We start from the raw sequence: 18,365 nt of genomic DNA on the forward strand, positions 1-18,365 counted from the left end.
AAGCCCTAAACCATGATAGAGATACAACGTCGACCAGAGGTCGATATTAGCCAACTCCCAGATAACATTGATCCACTGCTAAGGCGTTTGTATTTGGCACGGGGCGTTGCCAGTGAGCACCAATTGGTCAAGACCGCACAAGGTTTGCATACTTATCGAGACCTGCATGGCATTGAGCAGGCGGTCACTTTGTTGTTTGAGGCAATACGCACCAATAAACGCATTATTGTCGTCGGCGATTTCGATGCGGATGGGGCAACCAGCAGCGCGTTGTCGGTGCTTGCACTGAGAATGCTGGGTTCAAGCAACGTCGATTACCTGGTGCCAAACCGTTTTGAGGATGGTTATGGCCTGAGCCCCGAGGTGGTTGATCAGGTGCTTGAGCTCAAGGCAGACCTGATCATGACCGTTGATAACGGTGTGTCCTCAATTGAAGGGGTACGCTACGCCAAGCAAAATGGGCTGCAGGTACTGGTCACCGACCATCACCTTCCCGGCCATGTTCTGCCTGAGGTCGATGCGATGGTTAACCCGAACCTTAACGAATGCGCGTTCCCGTCAAAGGCGCTCGCTGGGGTGGGGGTGGCGTTCTACCTGATGATGGCGCTGTGTGTTCATATGCGTCAGTCCGGCTGGTTTGCCCAGCAAAATGTTGCCGAGCCCAAGCTGATGGAGCTGATTGACCTGGTCGCGCTGGGGACGGTGGCGGACGTGGTGCCGCTTGATGACAACAACCGCATCTTGGTCCATCAAGGTTTGCAGCGCATTCGTGCGGGTAAGGCGAGGCCGGGCATTCAGGCGCTGATTGACGTTGCCAAGCGCGATGCACGCAAACTAGTGGCGGCCGATTTTGGTTTTGCACTCGGCCCTCGTATCAACGCGGCTGGGCGCTTGGACGATATGTCGTTTGGGGTTGAGCTTTTGATGTCGAATAACATTCATGCCGCGCGCCGAATGGCCAGTGAACTGGATGGTCTCAATCAGACCCGTAAGGAGATTGAGGCGGGCATGAAACAGGAGGCGATGGCGTTTTGTGAGCGTCTGCAGTTTGGTGCAGATAGCGAGCTGCCGTATGGTTTGGTGCTGTTCCAGCGTGACTGGCACCAAGGGGTGATTGGTATCTTGGCCTCTCGGATCAAAGAGCAGTTTCATCGCCCAGTGATTGCGTTTGCTGACGGTGGTGATGGGATGATCAAAGGCTCGTGCCGCTCGATCCCTGGGCTGCACATGCGTGACACGCTGGATCGCATTGATACCCAAAATCCGGGACTGATCGTCAAATTCGGTGGCCACGCCATGGCTGCGGGTCTGACCATTGCCGAGAAGAACTACGATCAATTTGCTCACTTGTTTGATCAGGCGGTCAAGCAGGATCTCGATGAGGCCGCACTGAAAGGCATCGTGCTCTCTGATGGAGAGCTGCAGCCAGAGCAATACTCAATGCAGACTGCCGAGCTGATCCGCGCTGGTGGCCCTTGGGGCCAAGCGTTCCCAGAGCCGGTATTCGATGGTGAGTTTAAGGTGTTGCACCAAAAGTTGGTCGGCGAAAAACACCTTAAACTGATGGTTGAGCCACTGTTCAAAGGTCATACCACTAACATCATGCTTGATGCTATTGCCTTCAATGTCGACCTGCGCCGCTGGCCTGACGCCTCAACAACTCGCGTGCGTCTTGCTTATCGATTAGATATCAATGAGTTTCGCGGTAACTCCTCATTGCAGCTCATGGTTGAACACATCGAGCCTATCTAGCGTTTCGCCACAATCTAACCAGGCACCAACCTTACAATGTGATCTGCAACACAGTTTGTAGATCATATTGTATGACAATTCTATGAATCTCTGATTTTCATTTGTATATTTGCACAGCAATTATCGTGGTTGTGAATACATCATCACTCACTTTCACCTCTCTCGTGCACTTTCTTAACACCTTCAAAATACAATCCCCTGATTATTTTCAACTACCAGCAACACCTCCTTAACTTTATTGCTATGTAGTTGTGTGGTAAATGTTGCTAGGTTGTAGTTCTGGATCTTATTCCATGACCTGAATCAATTTTTCACTAGACAAGCTCAAATGTCCTGTGTTAATTTTTTGGTCAGATTCAATTGGTAATACCAATTAACCTTGATGGCAGAGAGACAGGACGATGGCTTACCAAAGGATTCGACAGCCGAAGCTCTCCGATGTGATTGAGCAAGAAATAGAGCGGCTGATAGTAGAAGGGACGCTGGCTCCGGGTCAGCAGTTGCCACCCGAGCGCGAGCTGGCGAAGCAATTTGATGTATCTCGCCCATCAATCAGAGAAGCGATCCAGCGCCTTGAAGCCAAGCAGCTTCTCACTCGCCGTCAAGGTGGGGGGACATTTGTCAGTGAGTCGATTGGCAAGAGCTTTTCCAATCCACTGCTCGACTTGTTAGCAAACCATCCCGAAACACAACTGGATTTACTTGAAACACGACATGCAATGGAAGGCATTGCCGCCTATTTTGCCGCCCTGCGTGGCACCAAAGAAGACTTCCAACGCATCGAGCTCAGCCTAGTCGTGATTCAGCAAGAGCAGCAAAGTGGTGATATCCGCGCCGAATCAACGGCCGTGATGCAATTTTTGATCGCCCTGACTGAGGCCGCTCACAATGTCGTGCTACTGCATGTGGTGCGCAGCCTCGCTCCTCTGCTCGAACAAAATATTTTACAAAATTTAGAACTATTACACCGCCGCAGCGAAGTGGTGGAGAAAGTAAGTAAACACCGAGCCAATATCGTGAAGGCGATAGTTTCGGGTCAGCCTGAGAAGGCGCGCGAAATGTCACACTCACACTTGGCTTATATCGAAGAAACGCTGCTGGATCTCAACCGCGAAGAGTCTCGTCGAGAGCGCTCTTTGCGTCGGATTCAGCGGGGAAATGAGTCGTGATTGACTCGTAACCAGTTTAAGTAGATCCAACTAACAAAAGGATAGATCGCCATGTCTGACATGAAGCATGACGTAGACGCACTAGAGACTCAAGAATGGCTACAAGCACTAGAGTCTGTAGTTCGTGAAGAAGGTGTAGAGCGTGCTCAATTCTTACTCGAGCAAGTTCTGGATAAAGCACGTTTAGATGGTGTCGATATGCCAACCGGCATCACGACCAACTACATCAACACCATCCCAGCCGACCAAGAGCCAGCTTACCCTGGCGATACCACGCTTGAGCGCCGTATTCGTGCCATCATCCGCTGGAATGCAGTGATGATTGTCCTACGCGCGTCGAAAAAAGATTTGGAGCTCGGTGGTCATATGGCCTCGTTCCAATCTTCAGCCGCTTTCTACGAAACATGTTTCAACCACTTCTTCCGTGCTCCAAACGACAAAGACGGTGGCGATCTGGTTTATTACCAAGGTCACATCTCTCCGGGTATCTACGCGCGTGCCTTCGTTGAAGGTCGACTCACTGCGGATCAGCTCGACAATTTCCGTCAAGAAGTCGATGGCAAGGGTATCCCTTCCTACCCACACCCGAAACTGATGCCTGAATTCTGGCAGTTCCCAACCGTCTCTATGGGTCTTGGCCCTATCTCTGCGATCTATCAAGCCCGCTTCCTAAAATACCTCGATGGCCGTGGCTTGAAAGACACCACCGAGCAGCGTGTGTACGCCTTCTTAGGTGATGGTGAGATGGATGAACCAGAATCTCGCGGTGCGATTTCATTTGCTGCGCGTGAGAAGCTCGATAACCTATGCTTCTTGATCAACTGTAACCTGCAGCGCCTAGATGGCCCAGTAATGGGTAACGGCAAGATTATTCAAGAGCTTGAGGGCCTATTTAAAGGCGCTGGCTGGAACGTGGTTAAGGTTATCTGGGGTCACAACTGGGATGCACTACTGGCCAAAGACACCACAGGCAAACTGCTGCAACTGATGAACGAAACAGTTGATGGTGATTACCAGACCTTTAAGTCAAAAGATGGCGCCTACGTGCGTGAGCACTTCTTTGGTAAGTACCCAGAGACCGCAGCACTGGTTTCAGATATGACCGATGAGCAGATCTTCGACTTGCAGCGTGGTGGTCACGACTCTTCGAAGCTGTACGCAGCGTATAAAAATGCTGAGCATACCAAAGACCGTCCAACCGTTATTCTCGCTAAGACGGTGAAAGGTTACGGCATGGGTGAAGCAGCGGAAGGTAAGAACATCGCGCACCAAGTGAAGAAAATGGATATGACGCATGTACTTCACCTACGTGATCGCCTAGGTCTGCAAGATATCCTGACCGATGAAGCAGTAAAAGAGCTACCGTACCTGACTCTAGAAGAAGGCTCAAAAGAGCACGATTACCTGCACGCGCGTCGTCAGGCTCTGAAAGGTTACACACCTCAGCGTTTGCCTAAGTTTACTCAAGAGTTCGTCACTCCAGAAGTGGATGAGTTTAAGCCTCTTCTAGAAGAGCAAAAGCGTGATATCTCTACGACTATGGCGTTTGTTCGTGCGCTTAACGTGCTGCTGAAGAACAAAAACATTGGCGAGAACATTGTGCCAATCATCGCAGATGAAGCGCGCACCTTTGGTATGGAAGGTCTATTCCGTCAAATCGGTATCTACAACCCACACGGTCAGAACTATACGCCACAAGATCGCGATATCGTTTCTTACTACAAAGAGGCGACCTCAGGTCAGGTGCTTCAAGAGGGTATTAACGAGCTGGGTGCGATGTCATCTTGGGTAGCGGCGGCGACGTCATACTCGACCAATAACCTACCGATGATCCCATTCTACATCTACTACTCAATGTTCGGCTTCCAACGTGTGGGCGATATGGCGTGGATGGCGGGTGACCAACAAGCGCGCGGCTTCCTTCTTGGCGCAACTGCGGGCCGCACCACACTCAACGGTGAAGGTCTACAGCACGAAGACGGTCACTCCCATATTATGGCGGGCACAGTGCCAAACTGTATCTCTTATGACCCGACATTTGCTTATGAAGTAGCGGTGATCATGCAAGACGGTATTCGTCGCATGTACGGTGAAGACCAAGAGAACGTGTTCTACTACCTGACACTGATGAACGAGAACTACGCCATGCCAGCGATGCCAGAGGGTGCTGAAGAGGGCATTCGTAAGGGTATTTACAAGCTAGAGACCTACACTGGCGCGAAAGGCAAGGTTCAGCTGATGAGCTCAGGCACCATCATGAATGAAGTGCGCAAAGCAGCGCAGATCCTAAGCGATGAGTACGGTATTGCTTCAGATGTTTACTCGGTAACGTCTTTCAACGAAGTGACGCGCGATGGCCAAGCGGCGGAGCGTTTCAACATGCTGCACCCAGAAGCTGAGGCGCAGGTACCTTACATCGCACAAGTGATGGGCAGCGAGCCTGCGATTGCGGCAACGGATTACATGAAGAACTACGCCGAGCAGGTACGCGCATTCATTCCTGCAGAATCATTCAAGGTGCTGGGTACAGATGGCTTCGGTCGCTCAGACAGCCGTGAGAATCTGCGTCGTCACTTTGAAGTTAACGCCGGTTACGTCGTGGTTGCAGCGCTGACTGAACTCGCCAAACGAGGCGAAGTTGAAAAGTCTGTGATCAGCGATGCAATCAAGAAGTTCGACATCGACACTGAAAAAACTAACCCACTATACGCATAACACTGGCGCTTAATTAGAAGGAAGATTAGCAATGGCAATCGAGATTAATGTACCTGACATCGGTGCGGATGAGGTTGAAGTCACTGAGATTCTCGTCAGTGTTGGCGACAAGGTGGAAGAAGAGCAATCACTGATCACTGTTGAGGGCGATAAAGCCTCAATGGAAGTGCCAGCGTCTCAAGCGGGCATCGTTAAAGAGATCAAAGTGTCTGAGGGTGACACGGTTTCAACCGGCTCTCTGATCATGATCTTTGAACAAGAAGGCGCTGCTGCTGCGGCGCCTGCTCCTGCAGCACAGGCGGCTCCAGCAGCCCCTGTCGCAGCAGCAGAGCTAAAAGAGGTTCACGTACCAGATATTGGCGGTGATGAAGTTGAAGTGACTGAAATCATGGTTGCTGTGGGTGATAGCATCGAAGAAGAGCAGTCACTGATCACAGTGGAAGGTGATAAGGCTTCAATGGAAGTGCCTGCCCCATTCGCTGGTGTGCTAAAAGAGATCAAAGTCGCGGCGGGCGATACGGTTTCAACTGGGTCATTGATCATGGTGTTTGAAACGGCCGGCTCTGGCGCGGCACCTGCTCCTGCAGTAGCGGCTCCAGCCCCAGCAGCGCCGGCGGTTGCAGCGGCTCAGGATGTCAATGTACCGGATATCGGCGGTGATGAGGTTGAAGTCACTGAGATCATGGTTTCGGTGGGTGACACTATCGAAGAAGAGCAATCTCTTATCACGGTTGAGGGCGACAAGGCCTCAATGGAAGTACCGGCGCCATTTGCTGGTACGGTGAAAGAGATCAAAGTCGCTGAAGGCGATAAGGTATCAACTGGCTCATTGATCATGGTGTTTGAGACGGTTGGCGCAGCGCCATCCACAGCAGCCCCGGCGGCTGCAGCACCGGCCCCATCCGCACCTGCACCAGCAGCGAAGGCAGAGTCTGCCCCAGCCGCTGCGGGTGATTTCCAAGAAAACCACGAGTACGCTCATGCCTCACCAGTGGTTCGTCGCCTAGCGCGTGAATTTGGTGTCAACCTGTCGAAGGTCAAAGGCACAGGTCGTAAGAGCCGCATCCTCAAAGAAGACGTACAGAACTACGTCAAAGAGGCGCTTAAGCGTCTTGAATCGGGCGCAGCAGCGTCTGGTAAGGGTGATGGCAGTGCACTTGGTCTATTGCCGTGGCCAAAAGTGGACTTCAGCAAGTTTGGTGAGACGGAAACTAAGCCGCTGTCACGCATCAAGAAGATCTCTGGGGCCAATCTGCACCGTAACTGGGTGATGATCCCACACGTTACCCAGTGGGATAACGCAGATATCACCGAGCTTGAGAAATTCCGTAAAGAGCAAAATGCGATTGAAGCGAAGAAAGACTCAGGCATGAAGATCACGCCGTTGGTGTTCATCATGAAAGCCGTGGCGAAAGCGCTTGAGGCGTTCCCTGCGTTCAACTCTTCATTGTCAGAAGATGGCGAGAGCTTGATCCTCAAGAAATACGTGAACGTCGGCATCGCGGTCGATACGCCAAACGGTCTCGTGGTTCCTGTGTTTAAAGACGTCAACAAGAAGGGCATCTATGAGCTTTCTGAAGAGCTGATGGCGGTATCGAAGAAGGCACGTGCCGGTAAACTGACCGCAGCAGATATGCAAGGTGGCTGTTTCACCATCTCAAGCCTAGGGGGTATCGGCGGTACGGCATTTACGCCTATCGTTAATGCGCCAGAGGTGGGTATCCTTGGGGTGTCGAAGTCTGAGATGAAACCGGTGTGGAACGGCAAAGAATTTGAGCCGCGTCTGCAACTGCCACTCTCACTCTCTTACGATCACCGCGTGATCGATGGAGCGGAAGGTGCACGTTTCATTAGCTTCCTCAATGGCGCTCTATCTGATATTCGTCGCTTGGTTCTGTAACCTGCGGCATACTTGAGAGGCGGCAGCTGCCGCCTCGATTAAATTTAAAAGGCGAGAAAAGCCAAACATTTGTCGCCTAGCTCACAGGCTATGTTGATTTACTTTTCACACCATTAACATCTCGATAAACTATTGCTTGGTATGAAAAATATTTAGAACGACTCGGTCTAAACATAACAATCAACCCTCACTAAGCCTGTTAGGGATAATGACTACAAGAGGTCAAAATGAGCAAAGAAATTAAAGCCCAAGTTGTTGTACTAGGTTCTGGTCCTGCTGGTTACTCTGCAGCGTTCCGTTGTGCCGACCTAGGTCTAGAAACGGTTCTCGTTGAGCGTTACAGCACGCTGGGTGGTGTGTGTCTTAACGTGGGCTGTATCCCATCAAAAGCACTACTGCACGTATCTAAGGTGATCGAAGAAGCTAAGGCAATGGCCGATCACGGCGTAGTCTTCGGTAAGCCGCAAACGGATATCGAAAAGATCCGCATCTGGAAAGATAAAGTGGTTGATCAGTTGACTGGCGGTCTGACTGGCATGGCCAAGATGCGTAAAGTCACTGTAGTTAATGGTTACGGCAAGTTCACCGGACCGAACACGCTTGCAGTGGAAGGCGAGGGTGAAACCACTGTGGTCAACTTTGATAACGCTATCGTTGCGGCAGGTTCGCGTCCAATTCAACTGCCATTTATTCCGCATGAAGACCCACGTATTTGGGACTCGACTGATGCACTTGAGCTGCGTGAAGTACCGGAGAAACTTCTGATCATGGGCGGTGGTATCATCGGCCTTGAGATGGGTACGGTTTATCACTCTCTGGGCTCAAAAGTGGACGTGGTTGAGATGTTCGATCAGGTTATACCTGCGGCAGACAAAGACATCGTAAAGGTCTACACCAAGCGCATCAAGGATAAGTTCAACTTGATGCTCGAGACTAAGGTGACAGCGGTTGAAGCTAAGCAAGATGGCATCTACGTGTCGATGGAAGGCAAGAAGGCCCCTGCTGACGCTGAGCGCTATGACGCGGTTTTAGTGGCTATCGGTCGTGTGCCAAACGGCAAGCTACTCGACGCTGAAAAAGCAGGTCTTGAAGTTGATGAGCGCGGCTTTATCAATGTGGATAAGCAGATGCGCACTAACGTACCGCATATCTTTGCGATTGGCGATATCGTAGGTCAGCCAATGCTGGCGCACAAAGGCGTGCATGAAGGTCACGTCGCAGCAGAGGTGATCTCAGGTAAGAAGCACTACTTCGACCCGAAAGTGATCCCATCGATTGCCTATACCGAGCCAGAGGTGGCTTGGGTTGGTAAGACCGAAAAAGAAGCGAAGGCTGAGGGTATTAACTATGAGGTCGCTTCTTTCCCTTGGGCGGCGTCTGGTCGCGCGATCGCGTCCGATTGCTCAGACGGTATGACCAAGCTTATCTTCGACAAAGAGAGTCATCGCGTGATTGGTGGTGCGGTTGTTGGCACCAACGGTGGTGAGTTACTTGGTGAGATCGGTCTTGCAATCGAGATGGGCTGTGATGCAGAAGATATCGCCCTGACAATCCATGCTCACCCAACACTACACGAGTCAGTCGGCTTGGCGGCGGAAGTCTTCGAAGGTTCGATTACTGATTTGCCAAATAAAAAGGCTGTAAAGCGTAAATAATGGCCTCTAGATAGCAAAATGCCGCTGAATCAATCAGCGGCATTTTTTGTTTCTATCAGCCCAAGTTTACTGGGCTGGAGGAACAAATCACTATTTGTAGATGCAGAGCATTCTCAGATAATCATCGGTCAAGCTATCTAGGCACTCACCCTCTTCAGCGCGGTTAGCCTGTAGGAAGAGTGAGTACATCATGCCGTGGAACAGTGACGCCATATGGCGCGGCTCGTGCTCATCACATACCTCTTGACGCTCAATCGCTGCCTTGAACATGTTTTCTAGCAGCTTAAGGTTAGTCTGGTTGCTCGACAGGAATAGCGGCCAAACGTCGCTGCGTGTTGACGCGCTCCATTCAAACCAAACCTTAAGCCAACTGCAGTCCTCTTTGACCAACTGAATGATCGAGTTAGCGATACAGTTAAGGTTTTCTTTGATTGGTCTGTCTAGGTCGATGCAATCTGAAAGAAAGTTAGAATACTTGTATTCGATGAACTGAAGTACATCGTCAACTAAGTCTTCGCGAGTTGGAAAATAATTAAAAACCGTCGCAACAGAAACATTGGCGATTTCTGCTATATCTGCGTGGCCGCCACGGCCGATCCCACGACTGGCAAACACTTCCATCGAGATTTCCATTAGCTGCTCACGACGTTTTTGTGGTGATAAGCGAGTTCTAGGTCTAGATTTAGGTTTGTCCGGTGTGCCAAATTCGGGCTTTTGAGTAGATGAGTCCATAAGTATAAATACCTTGCCTAAGTAACGTTTATGCACGTCGGTTATTATTTATATGGTATCAACGTGCGGTGCAGCGATGAGCAACATCCCGATGAAGGGTAGAGACTCATATTATTTTTATAATTAGTCCTACTAAGTGTACTGATGCATATTCATTGGGTCAATAACATACAAATCGGACGTGTGCTACTAGGGAATAATCGACGCAAATATAACGTAGGCAGGTGGTTTGCTGGTGACATCAGCTATGGCATCGCCTTTGTCGATGATAGAATAGCGAAGTTTTTTCAGATAACGAGATGATTATGAAACATAAAGTAGAGATCATGATCACTGAACAAGAAGTTCAGGATCGAATTCGCGTGTTAGGTAAGGAGATCACTCAACACTATCAGGGCAGTGAAGACCTGGTGTTAGTTGGCCTTTTGCGCGGCTCATTTGTGTTTATGGCTGACCTTGCTCGTGCGATTGAGCTCACCCACCAAGTCGACTTTATGACCGCATCGAGCTACGGCAATGCAATGGAAAGCTCTCGTGATGTGAAAATTTTAAAAGACCTTGATGATGACATTAAGGGCAAAGATGTGCTTTTAGTAGAAGATATCATCGACACCGGCAATACTCTCAATAAGGTCAAAGAGATCTTGTCCCTGCGCGAGCCAAAGTCGATCCGCATCTGCACCCTGCTCGATAAGCCTTCACGTCGTGAGGTAGAGGTGCCGGTTGACTGGGTTGGTTTCTCTATTCCAGATGAGTTCGTGGTTGGGGTAGGTATTGATTACGCTCAGAAATACCGTCACTTGCCTTATATTGGTCGCGTCATACCACTCTAAGCGCACCAGTGTTTGTGTTGACTAGCCCACCTTAATGGTGGGCTTTTTGATCTGTGTCTCAGGGTTTTGATGATGATTGGCTTTTTTATGGTCGTTTTTTATCAAAATCAATTGCTTGTATATTACTTTGTTATAGCCTGTTTGATGATGTGCAAGGCAAGCTGAAAACAGTTTAGGATAAGAGAAATATGGATAAAGAAGTGCATGTAAATCCGCTGAGCTTTAAAGGGCAAGGCAGAGAGTTTTTTGGTATTTGGATCGTTAATATTCTGCTTTCGATAGTAACACTAGGCATTTACTCCGCGTGGGCAAAAGTACGTACTAAGCGTTACTTTTACGGCAATACTTTTGTTGCAGGGGACAGTTTCGAGTATCACGCGACACCGATGCAGATTTTACGTGGACGCCTGATTGCTGTGGGGCTGATGATCATACTTTTGATCGGCAATATGCTTTTTCCTGTGCTAAGCGGCCTACTTATGTTGCTTTTTTACATTGCATTGCCTTGGCTGTTGTGGAGCAGTGTGAGGTTTAATGCTGCGATGACCAGCTATCGTAATGTACGTTTTGCTTTTACCGCTTCGCTCAAGGACGCCTATAAAGTGATGCTTGGTAGAGGGTTCATCGCACTACTTGTCATGCTTGGCTTTATGATTTTGATGATACTAACGCTCGATTTTATGGCCGGCGCATTTATTCCGCTAGCCATCGTTGCACTTGTTGGGAGCCCCGCGCTGTATGCTTGGGTGCTGGCAGGTGTTTATCGCTATTTCGCCAATGGCTATTGCTACGGTGACTGGCGAGCTAGCGCGCAGATAGAGAATGGCTTCTTTGTGCGAACTTTTTACAAAGCGGCGGTATTAGGCGGGATAGTGGCATTGGTGGGCGTTACTTTTGCGTACCTTCCAATGTTTAATACGACTGGGCATCCCATTGTGACGGTCGCAAGCACTTACTTGGGCACTCTGACGGTTATGATTATCCTAACTGCTTATGTAAAGGTGCGTACTCGAAACTTTATCTTTTCTCGTTTGGTCGTGGAGCAGCTCGATAACCAAGAGAGCCACCCCTCAAGCTGTGATGCACAAACCCAAGATACAGAAAGCAAATCGAATCAATTTGGGCTAGGTTCCTCTTTCACAGTGTCTAGCTATTGCAAACTGGTGGTGACAAACTTCCTATTGCAACTATTTACTCTAGGTATCGCACGCCCATGGGTTATGGTGCGTACGGCCCGCTATAGCGCAGAAAATACCACGGTAATGGGGGATATGAGCCTGCTTGTTGCTAGTGATATCAATACTCAACCCAAGTCCGCAGTAACCGATGAGGTTTCGCAAGCCTTGAATGTCGACTTCGGACTAGGCTGATAATGTTGATTAATGGAACTGCGTTCGCACCCAATTCATCGAAGCGACACACTGCTCAATTAGATCTCGCACAAAAAGAACAAGTTTGCTTGATCATAGGTGGGGAGCGTTTTATTGCAGCTCGAGAGCAGCTTAACATTAGTGCCCAAGTGGGCAACTTACCGCTCCGATTTCATCTACCTAACGGTTGGATATTCGTCGCTGAGCGCAGCGCTCGCCTCGACCAATGGCTAAACGATAGCCGTCCGGGTTGGCTGGAGCGCGCCGAGTCTAACATTTTTGCGTGGCTTGCGGCGAGCCTGGCCTGTGTTGCGCTGCTTCTCGCCAGTTATTGGTATCTGTTACCATGGGCGACTCAGCAAGTGACACAAGCGGTTCCTGATAGTGTTGTCGTCCAACTCGGCGAGCGAGTATTTGAAAGTCTGGACACACACTGGCAGCCCAGTCAAATAGCAGTGCAAGACCAAGATGCTATCCGCGCTCGTGTCATAAGCCACATTGATCAGTTGGGCGAACTTCGTTATCCGGTTGAGGTGGAGTTTCGCGCTGTAGTTGGGGACGCCAATGCGTTTGCGCTACCTGGTGGAAAGTTAGTACTGCTAGATGGCTTAGTTGCAATGGCCGAGACACCAGAGCAATTAGACAGCGTGATCCTCCACGAGCTTGGTCATATTCATCACCAGCATATGATGAACCGTGTCGTGCGCAGCAGTATCCTCTCGATTGCGGTAGCATTGATCACTGGAGAGAGCTCTGGGATCATCGATAACCTTACCGGCATGGGGGTATTTTTACTTAACAGTGGCTATTCACGTGAAGCGGAAATGGAAGCCGATCAGTATGCCAAGCAAGCGATGCAGCTAATATACGGTACAAGCGAGCCGATGGCAGAGATGTTTGAGCGCCTAGCAGAAAAACATAGTCACGATGTGCCGAAATGGTTAAGTACTCACCCGGAAATGCAGCAGCGAATCATAGAGGCCCGAGTCGAGAATCGAGAATCGAGAGGCGAGTAATATGCGCTGTCATACCTCGACTCTCGCAGCAACGCGATCTCGCTTCTCGCCTCTTCCCGCAGGGAATAAAAAAGGCAGCGGAAACGCTGCCTTTTTTTTATAGTGCCGCAATCGTTGTTTTCTGCTCTTCAAGCTTAGTTAGGGTCTCTTTGTAGCCCTCAAGCTTTTCACGCTCTTTGGCGACAACCGCTTCTGGCGCTTTCGCTACGAAGCCTTGGTTACCTAGCTTGCCTTCGATACGCTTGATCTCACCGTGAGTCTTCTTGATCTCACCGTCAAGACGAGCCAGCTCGGCGTCTTTGTCGATAAGGCCTGCCATTGGGATCATCAGTTCAGACTTAGCCACTAGCGCGGTTGCGCAGGCTGGAGTCTCTTCGCCAGCTTCAAGGATGCGCACAGACTCAAGCTTAGCGAGAGAAACCAGCACTTGCTTGTTGGCCTCTAGGCGAGCTGCGTCTTTCTCATCAGCCGCTTTTAGCATCACCTCTAGAGGCTTACCTGGGTTGATGTCGTACTCAGCACGCAGGTTACGGATGCTAGAGATAAAGGTCTTCACCCACTCGATATCATCCAGTGCGTCTTGGTTGAAGTTTGCTTCATCATATTGAGGCAGAGCCTGTAGCATAATGGTGTCGCCTTCAACGCCGTCAACTAGCGGCTTGATGCTTTGCCAGATAGTCTCGGTGATATATGGGATCACTGGGTGAGCCAGGCGTAGCGTCTTTTCAAGCACAGTGATTAGCGTACGACGAGTACCACGTTGTTGTGCCTCGTTGCCTTTCCATAGAACAGGCTTGGTCAGCTCTAGGTACCAGTCACAGAATTGGTTCCAGATGAACTCGTAAATCGTGTTCGCAGCCATATCAAGACGGAAGTTATCAATGTGACCATTGAACTCTTTCGCTGCTAGCTCGAACTGAGACTCGATCCACTTATCTGCTAGAGAGAATTCAATCTCACCTTCACCAAAGCCACAATCTTGCTCTTCGGTGTTCATCAGCACGTAACGGCTTGCGTTCCATAGCTTGTTACAGAAGTTACGGTAACCCTCTAGGCGCTTCATATCCCAGTTGATGTCGCGGCCTGTCGATGCCATCGCAGCTAGGGTAAAGCGCAGTGCGTCAGTACCGTATGGTTCGATACCATTTTCGAACGTCTTACGCGTGTTCTTCTCGATCTTCTTCGCTAGCTGAGGCTGCATCATGTTGCCAGTGCGCTTCTCAACCAGAGACTCAAGATCGATACCGTCAATCATGTCGATTGGGTCAAGTACGTTACCTTTAGATTTCGACATCTTGTCGCCATTTTCGTCACGGATAAGGCCGGTCACGTAAACCGTCTTAAACGGTACTTGTGGCTTGCCGTCGTCGTCTTTACAGAAGTGCATGGTCATCATGATCATGCGTGCAACCCAGAAGAAGATGATGTCGAAACCGGTGACCAGCACATCTGATGGGTGGAAGGTCTTCAGATCATCCGTGTTTTCTGGCCAGCCCTGAGTACCGAACGTCCAAAGTGCAGAAGAGAACCAAGTGTCCAGTACGTCATCGTCTTGGCGCAGAACCACAACTGGTGCGAGACCATTCTTCTCACGAACTTCTTCTTCAGTGCGGCCAACATACACGTTGCCATCGTTGTCATACCAAGCCGGAATGCGGTGACCCCACCAAAGCTGACGAGAGATACACCAGTCTTGAATGTCACGCATCCAAGAGAAGTACATGTTTTCGTATTGCTTAGGTACAAACTGGATCTCGCCATCTTCAACTGCTTTGGTCGCTGTTTCAGCAAGCGGCGCTGTGCGCACGTACCATTGGTCGGTAAGCATCGGCTCGATAACCACGCCGCCACGGTCACCGTAAGGCACTGTTAGGTCGTGATCTTTGATTTCTTCGAGAAGACCGAGCTCATCAAATTCTGCCACGATCGCTTTACGTGCAGCAAAACGCTCTAGGCCTTGGTATTTTTCAGGTAGCTCAGTTGAGTAAACATCACTTGGCTCACCATTAGTGGTGAATACCTCTGCCGCAGCGCGAATATTGGCGTCAAAGGTCAGGATGTTAATCATCGGCAGGTTGTTACGCTTACCCACTTCGTAGTCGTTGAAATCGTGCGCAGGGGTGATCTTCACACAACCTGTGCCTTTCTCCATATCCGCGTGCTCATCGCCAACGATTGGGATGCGGCGGTTAACGATCGGCAGAACCAGCTCTTTACCGATCAGATCTTTGTAGCGTGGATCTTCAGGGTTTACTGCAACGCCAGTATCACCCAGCATGGTCTCTGGACGCGTGGTTGCCACCACGATGTAGTCTTTGCCTTCCGCTGTCTTAACGCCATCCGCTAGCGGGTAGCGGAAGTGCCACATGTGGCCTTTCTTGTCTTTGTTCTCAACTTCTAGGTCTGAGATCGCCGTGTGCAGCTTTGGATCCCAGTTAACTAGGCGCTTACCACGGTAGATAAGGTCATCTTCGTAGAGGCGCACGAACACTTCTTGTACGGCATTCGATAGGCCGTCATCCATAGTGAAACGCTCACGATCCCAGTCTACTGATGCACCTAGGCGACGCAGCTGTTTAGTGATAGTGCCGCCAGACTCGCCCTTCCATTCCCAGATTTTGTCGATAAAGGCATCACGACCGTAATCGTGCTTGGTTTTGCCTTCTTCTGCTGCGATCTTGCGCTCAACAACCATTTGAGTTGCGATACCGGCGTGGTCAGTACCCACCTGCCAAAGGGTGTTCTTGCCCTTCATGCGCTCAGCACGGATCAGGGTATCCATGATCGTATCTTGGAACGCGTGGCCCATGTGTAGGCTACCAGTGACGTTCGGTGGCGGGATCATGATGCTGTATGATTCTTTCGTCGTGTCACCGTGTGGCTTAAAGTAGCCTTTTTCTTCCCAAGCTTGGTATAGAGCTTGTTCAATTGAAGTTGGGTTGTATGTCTTTTCCATAGCGCTCTTTTAATGGATACGTTGATGGTTAATGCGAAGTCAATCTTTATAAGTGAGGGATCTTGGTCAAGATCGCCTTATGTATAAGGATTGACCGTTACTGATATTCAATATCGATAGTTTGCAGCTGATAGCCGCTCTGACGGTAGATTTTATATCTTTCTCTCGCCAGTTGCTTGGCTTTTTCTTCGCAAGGGACGAAGTCTACCACTTCGGCAAACTTGTGCGCAAAGGTTGTGTTATTTTCCGCCAAATTAATTACCAGTTGGCGATTCCACAAGGGCTTGACCCCAGGGTAACCAATCTCGATGCTGGTGCCGTACTTTGGTCCTTCCCCAACTAAGTTGTGGGCAATAAACTCACTCGGCTCGACCTGCCAAAAAAGCTCCGCCAGTGACTCCGCTTGCGCCTTATCATGCCCATTGATATAGACCTTAGCACCTTGCTTGGCAAAGTGCTGAGCAAGAAACACGCTGTAAGCAAGCAGGCCCGGCACTTTGGCTTGCTCACTGTCTGGCTTAATGATGTAGAAGGTCGCGGTTGCCATGGTTTGCCTGTTCTCCAAAAAGAAAAAAGGGCCTTACGGCCCTTTTAAAATCAGAATCTTACTCTTCTGTTTCTTGGCCACTGCGATTCAGCAGGAATTGGACAAGCATCGAGACCGGACGGCCCGTCGAGCCTTTTGCTGCGCCAGATTTCCAAGCAGTACCTGCAATATCAATGTGGGCCCAGTTGTACTTTTTGGCAAATTTAGCCAAGAAGCAGCCAGCCGTGATGGTACCCGCTGGGCGGCCACCAATGTTCTGCATATCAGCAAATGGGCTCTTGAGCTGCTCGTGGTACTCATCCGCCATCGGCAGGCGCCACGCGCGATCGCTAGCTTGCTCAGAAGCGTTGACCAACTCGTGCGCCAATGGATTGTGATTCGACATCACGCCACTGATGTGATGGCCAAGGGCAATCACACAAGCGCCGGTTAATGTAGCGACATCCACCACACAGTCTGGCTCAAAGCGCTCAGCGTAGGTGAGGGCATCACACAGAACCAAGCGACCCTCGGCGTCGGTATTAAGCACCTCAACCGTTTGACCTGACATCGTGGTCAGGATATCGCCTGGGCGGTAGGCATTGCTGCCTGGCATGTTCTCACAACCGGCTAATACGCCAATCACGTTGATAGGCAGGTTGAGTTTCGCCAGTGCTTTCATCGCACCGAATACTGAAGCGGCGCCACACATGTCGTACTTCATCTCATCCATGCCTTCGCCAGGCTTAAGAGAGATGCCGCCTGAGTCAAAGGTCAGGCCTTTACCGATCAAAACGATAGGTTTGGCGTCAGACTCTGGGCTGCCTTGGTATTCGATCACCGACATCATTGACTCGTTCTTCGAGCCTCGACCAACGGCAAGGTATGAGGTCATACCGAGCTTCTCCATCTCCTCTTCACCAATCACTTTGGTTGTGATCGACTCATAGTCGTCGGCTAAACGACGTGCCTGAGAGGCGAGGTATGCTGGGTTGGCAATATTTGGTGGCATATTGCCAAGATCTTTCGACGCCTTGACGCCAGATGAGATAGCCAAACCGTGGCTAATGGCTTTTTCACCTAGGCTTAACTCACGGCGGGTTGGTACGTTAAACACCAATTTACGCAGTGGGCGACGAGTTTCAGGTTTTTGGCTCTTAAACTGGTCAAAGGTGTACAGTCCATCTTTGGTTGCCTCAACGGCCTGACGCACTTTCCAATAGGTGTCGCGTCCTTTGACGTGCAGCTCGGTCAAAAAGCACACAGCTTCCATCGAGCCAGTTTCGTTAAGGGTGTTGATGGTCTTTTGAATGATCTCTTTGTATTGACGCTCACCCAACTCGCGCTCTTTGCCGCACCCAACCAGCAGAACGCGCTCTGAGAGCACACCCGGTACTTGATGCAGCAGTAGCATCTGACCTGGTTTTCCTTCTAGATCTCCGCGGCGCAGTAGTGAGCTGATGTAGCCGTCACTGATTTTATCAAGTTGCTCGGCAACTGGAGAAAGTCGGCGCGGCTCAAACACGCCAACGACGATACAGGCGCTGCGTTGCTTCTCCGGACTACCACTTTTTACACTGAACTCCATGCGTACTCCTACATCCTAAAGACAAATAGTGCTAAATGTTAGATAATGACGATTCTTTTTCACCTGCGTATTTGCTTTGGCGAAGTTGAACCTCTATTTAACATTGAGACAAAATAGATAAAATTAAAAGGTTCATCCAGAAATTATAGTTAT

General features: G+C 50.0%; 12 protein-coding genes. 8 read left to right on the plus strand and 4 right to left on the minus strand.

The window, feature by feature from the left end; genetic code table 11:
• Nucleotides 1-12: 12 nt before the first annotated feature.
• The 5 genes from recJ (at nucleotide 13) to lpdA (ending at nucleotide 9,191) form a co-directional block, all read left to right on the plus strand.
• Entirely contained in the window at nucleotides 13-1,752 is a 1,740-nt protein-coding gene (gene recJ / locus ACZ5R2_RS04810; protein ID WP_464901241.1) for a single-stranded-DNA-specific exonuclease RecJ, read from the plus strand.
• 401 nt (nucleotides 1,753-2,153) lie between these two features.
• Nucleotides 2,154-2,921: a pyruvate dehydrogenase complex transcriptional repressor PdhR gene (gene pdhR, locus ACZ5R2_RS04815; RefSeq protein WP_464901242.1), complete on the plus strand. Its 768-nt coding sequence runs from the start codon at nucleotides 2,154-2,156 to the stop codon at nucleotides 2,919-2,921.
• Between the two features lie 51 nt (nucleotides 2,922-2,972).
• Nucleotides 2,973-5,636 carry a pyruvate dehydrogenase (acetyl-transferring), homodimeric type gene (gene aceE / locus ACZ5R2_RS04820; RefSeq protein ID WP_464901243.1) on the plus strand — a complete coding sequence of 888 codons (2,664 nt, stop codon included), beginning with the start codon at nucleotides 2,973-2,975 and terminating at the stop codon, nucleotides 5,634-5,636.
• 31 nt (nucleotides 5,637-5,667) lie between these two features.
• Nucleotides 5,668-7,536: a pyruvate dehydrogenase complex dihydrolipoyllysine-residue acetyltransferase gene (gene aceF, locus ACZ5R2_RS04825; protein WP_464901244.1), complete on the plus strand. Its 1,869-nt coding sequence runs from the start codon at nucleotides 5,668-5,670 to the stop codon at nucleotides 7,534-7,536.
• 227 nt (nucleotides 7,537-7,763) lie between these two features.
• A complete protein-coding gene (gene lpdA / locus ACZ5R2_RS04830) occupies nucleotides 7,764-9,191 on the plus strand; it encodes a dihydrolipoyl dehydrogenase (protein ID WP_464901245.1) in 1,428 nt (475 codons plus the stop codon).
• Nucleotides 9,192-9,281: 90 nt separating this feature from the next.
• Here lpdA and ACZ5R2_RS04835 read toward each other — a convergent pair whose 3' ends face one another.
• Nucleotides 9,282-9,923: a TetR family transcriptional regulator gene (locus ACZ5R2_RS04835; RefSeq protein WP_464901246.1), complete on the minus strand. Its 642-nt coding sequence runs from the start codon at nucleotides 9,921-9,923 to the stop codon at nucleotides 9,282-9,284.
• Nucleotides 9,924-10,228: 305 nt separating this feature from the next.
• On the opposite strand from ACZ5R2_RS04835, the gene hpt reads away from it, so the two are divergent.
• The 3 genes from hpt to ACZ5R2_RS04850 all read left to right on the plus strand — a co-directional run bounded on the left by hpt (nucleotide 10,229) and on the right by ACZ5R2_RS04850 (nucleotide 13,142).
• Nucleotides 10,229-10,756 carry a hypoxanthine phosphoribosyltransferase gene (gene hpt / locus ACZ5R2_RS04840; protein WP_464901247.1) on the plus strand — a complete coding sequence of 176 codons (528 nt, stop codon included), beginning with the start codon at nucleotides 10,229-10,231 and terminating at the stop codon, nucleotides 10,754-10,756.
• Nucleotides 10,757-10,944: 188 nt separating this feature from the next.
• The gene (locus ACZ5R2_RS04845) at nucleotides 10,945-12,126 is read left to right on the plus strand and encodes a YjgN family protein (protein WP_464901248.1); all 1,182 of its coding nucleotides are present in this window, start codon (nucleotides 10,945-10,947) and stop codon (nucleotides 12,124-12,126) included.
• A 2-nt stretch (nucleotides 12,127-12,128) separates the two neighbouring features.
• Nucleotides 12,129-13,142 carry a M48 family metallopeptidase gene (locus ACZ5R2_RS04850; protein WP_464901249.1) on the plus strand — a complete coding sequence of 338 codons (1,014 nt, stop codon included), beginning with the start codon at nucleotides 12,129-12,131 and terminating at the stop codon, nucleotides 13,140-13,142.
• Nucleotides 13,143-13,239: 97 nt separating this feature from the next.
• Here the strand turns inward: ACZ5R2_RS04850 and ACZ5R2_RS04855 are convergent, their stop codons facing one another.
• The 3 genes from ACZ5R2_RS04855 to pepA all read right to left on the minus strand — a co-directional run bounded on the left by ACZ5R2_RS04855 (nucleotide 13,240) and on the right by pepA (nucleotide 18,212).
• A complete protein-coding gene (locus ACZ5R2_RS04855) occupies nucleotides 13,240-16,098 on the minus strand; it encodes a valine--tRNA ligase (protein WP_464901250.1) in 2,859 nt (952 codons plus the stop codon).
• A 97-nt stretch (nucleotides 16,099-16,195) separates the two neighbouring features.
• Nucleotides 16,196-16,645 carry a DNA polymerase III subunit chi gene (locus ACZ5R2_RS04860; RefSeq protein ID WP_464901251.1) on the minus strand — a complete coding sequence of 150 codons (450 nt, stop codon included), beginning with the start codon at nucleotides 16,643-16,645 and terminating at the stop codon, nucleotides 16,196-16,198.
• 58 nt (nucleotides 16,646-16,703) lie between these two features.
• Nucleotides 16,704-18,212, minus strand: a complete 1,509-nt coding sequence (gene pepA, locus ACZ5R2_RS04865) for a leucyl aminopeptidase (protein ID WP_464901252.1) — start codon at nucleotides 18,210-18,212, stop codon at nucleotides 16,704-16,706.
• Nucleotides 18,213-18,365 lie beyond the last annotated feature (153 nt).

It is taken from the genome of Vibrio sabulosilitoris (assembly GCF_055391395.1).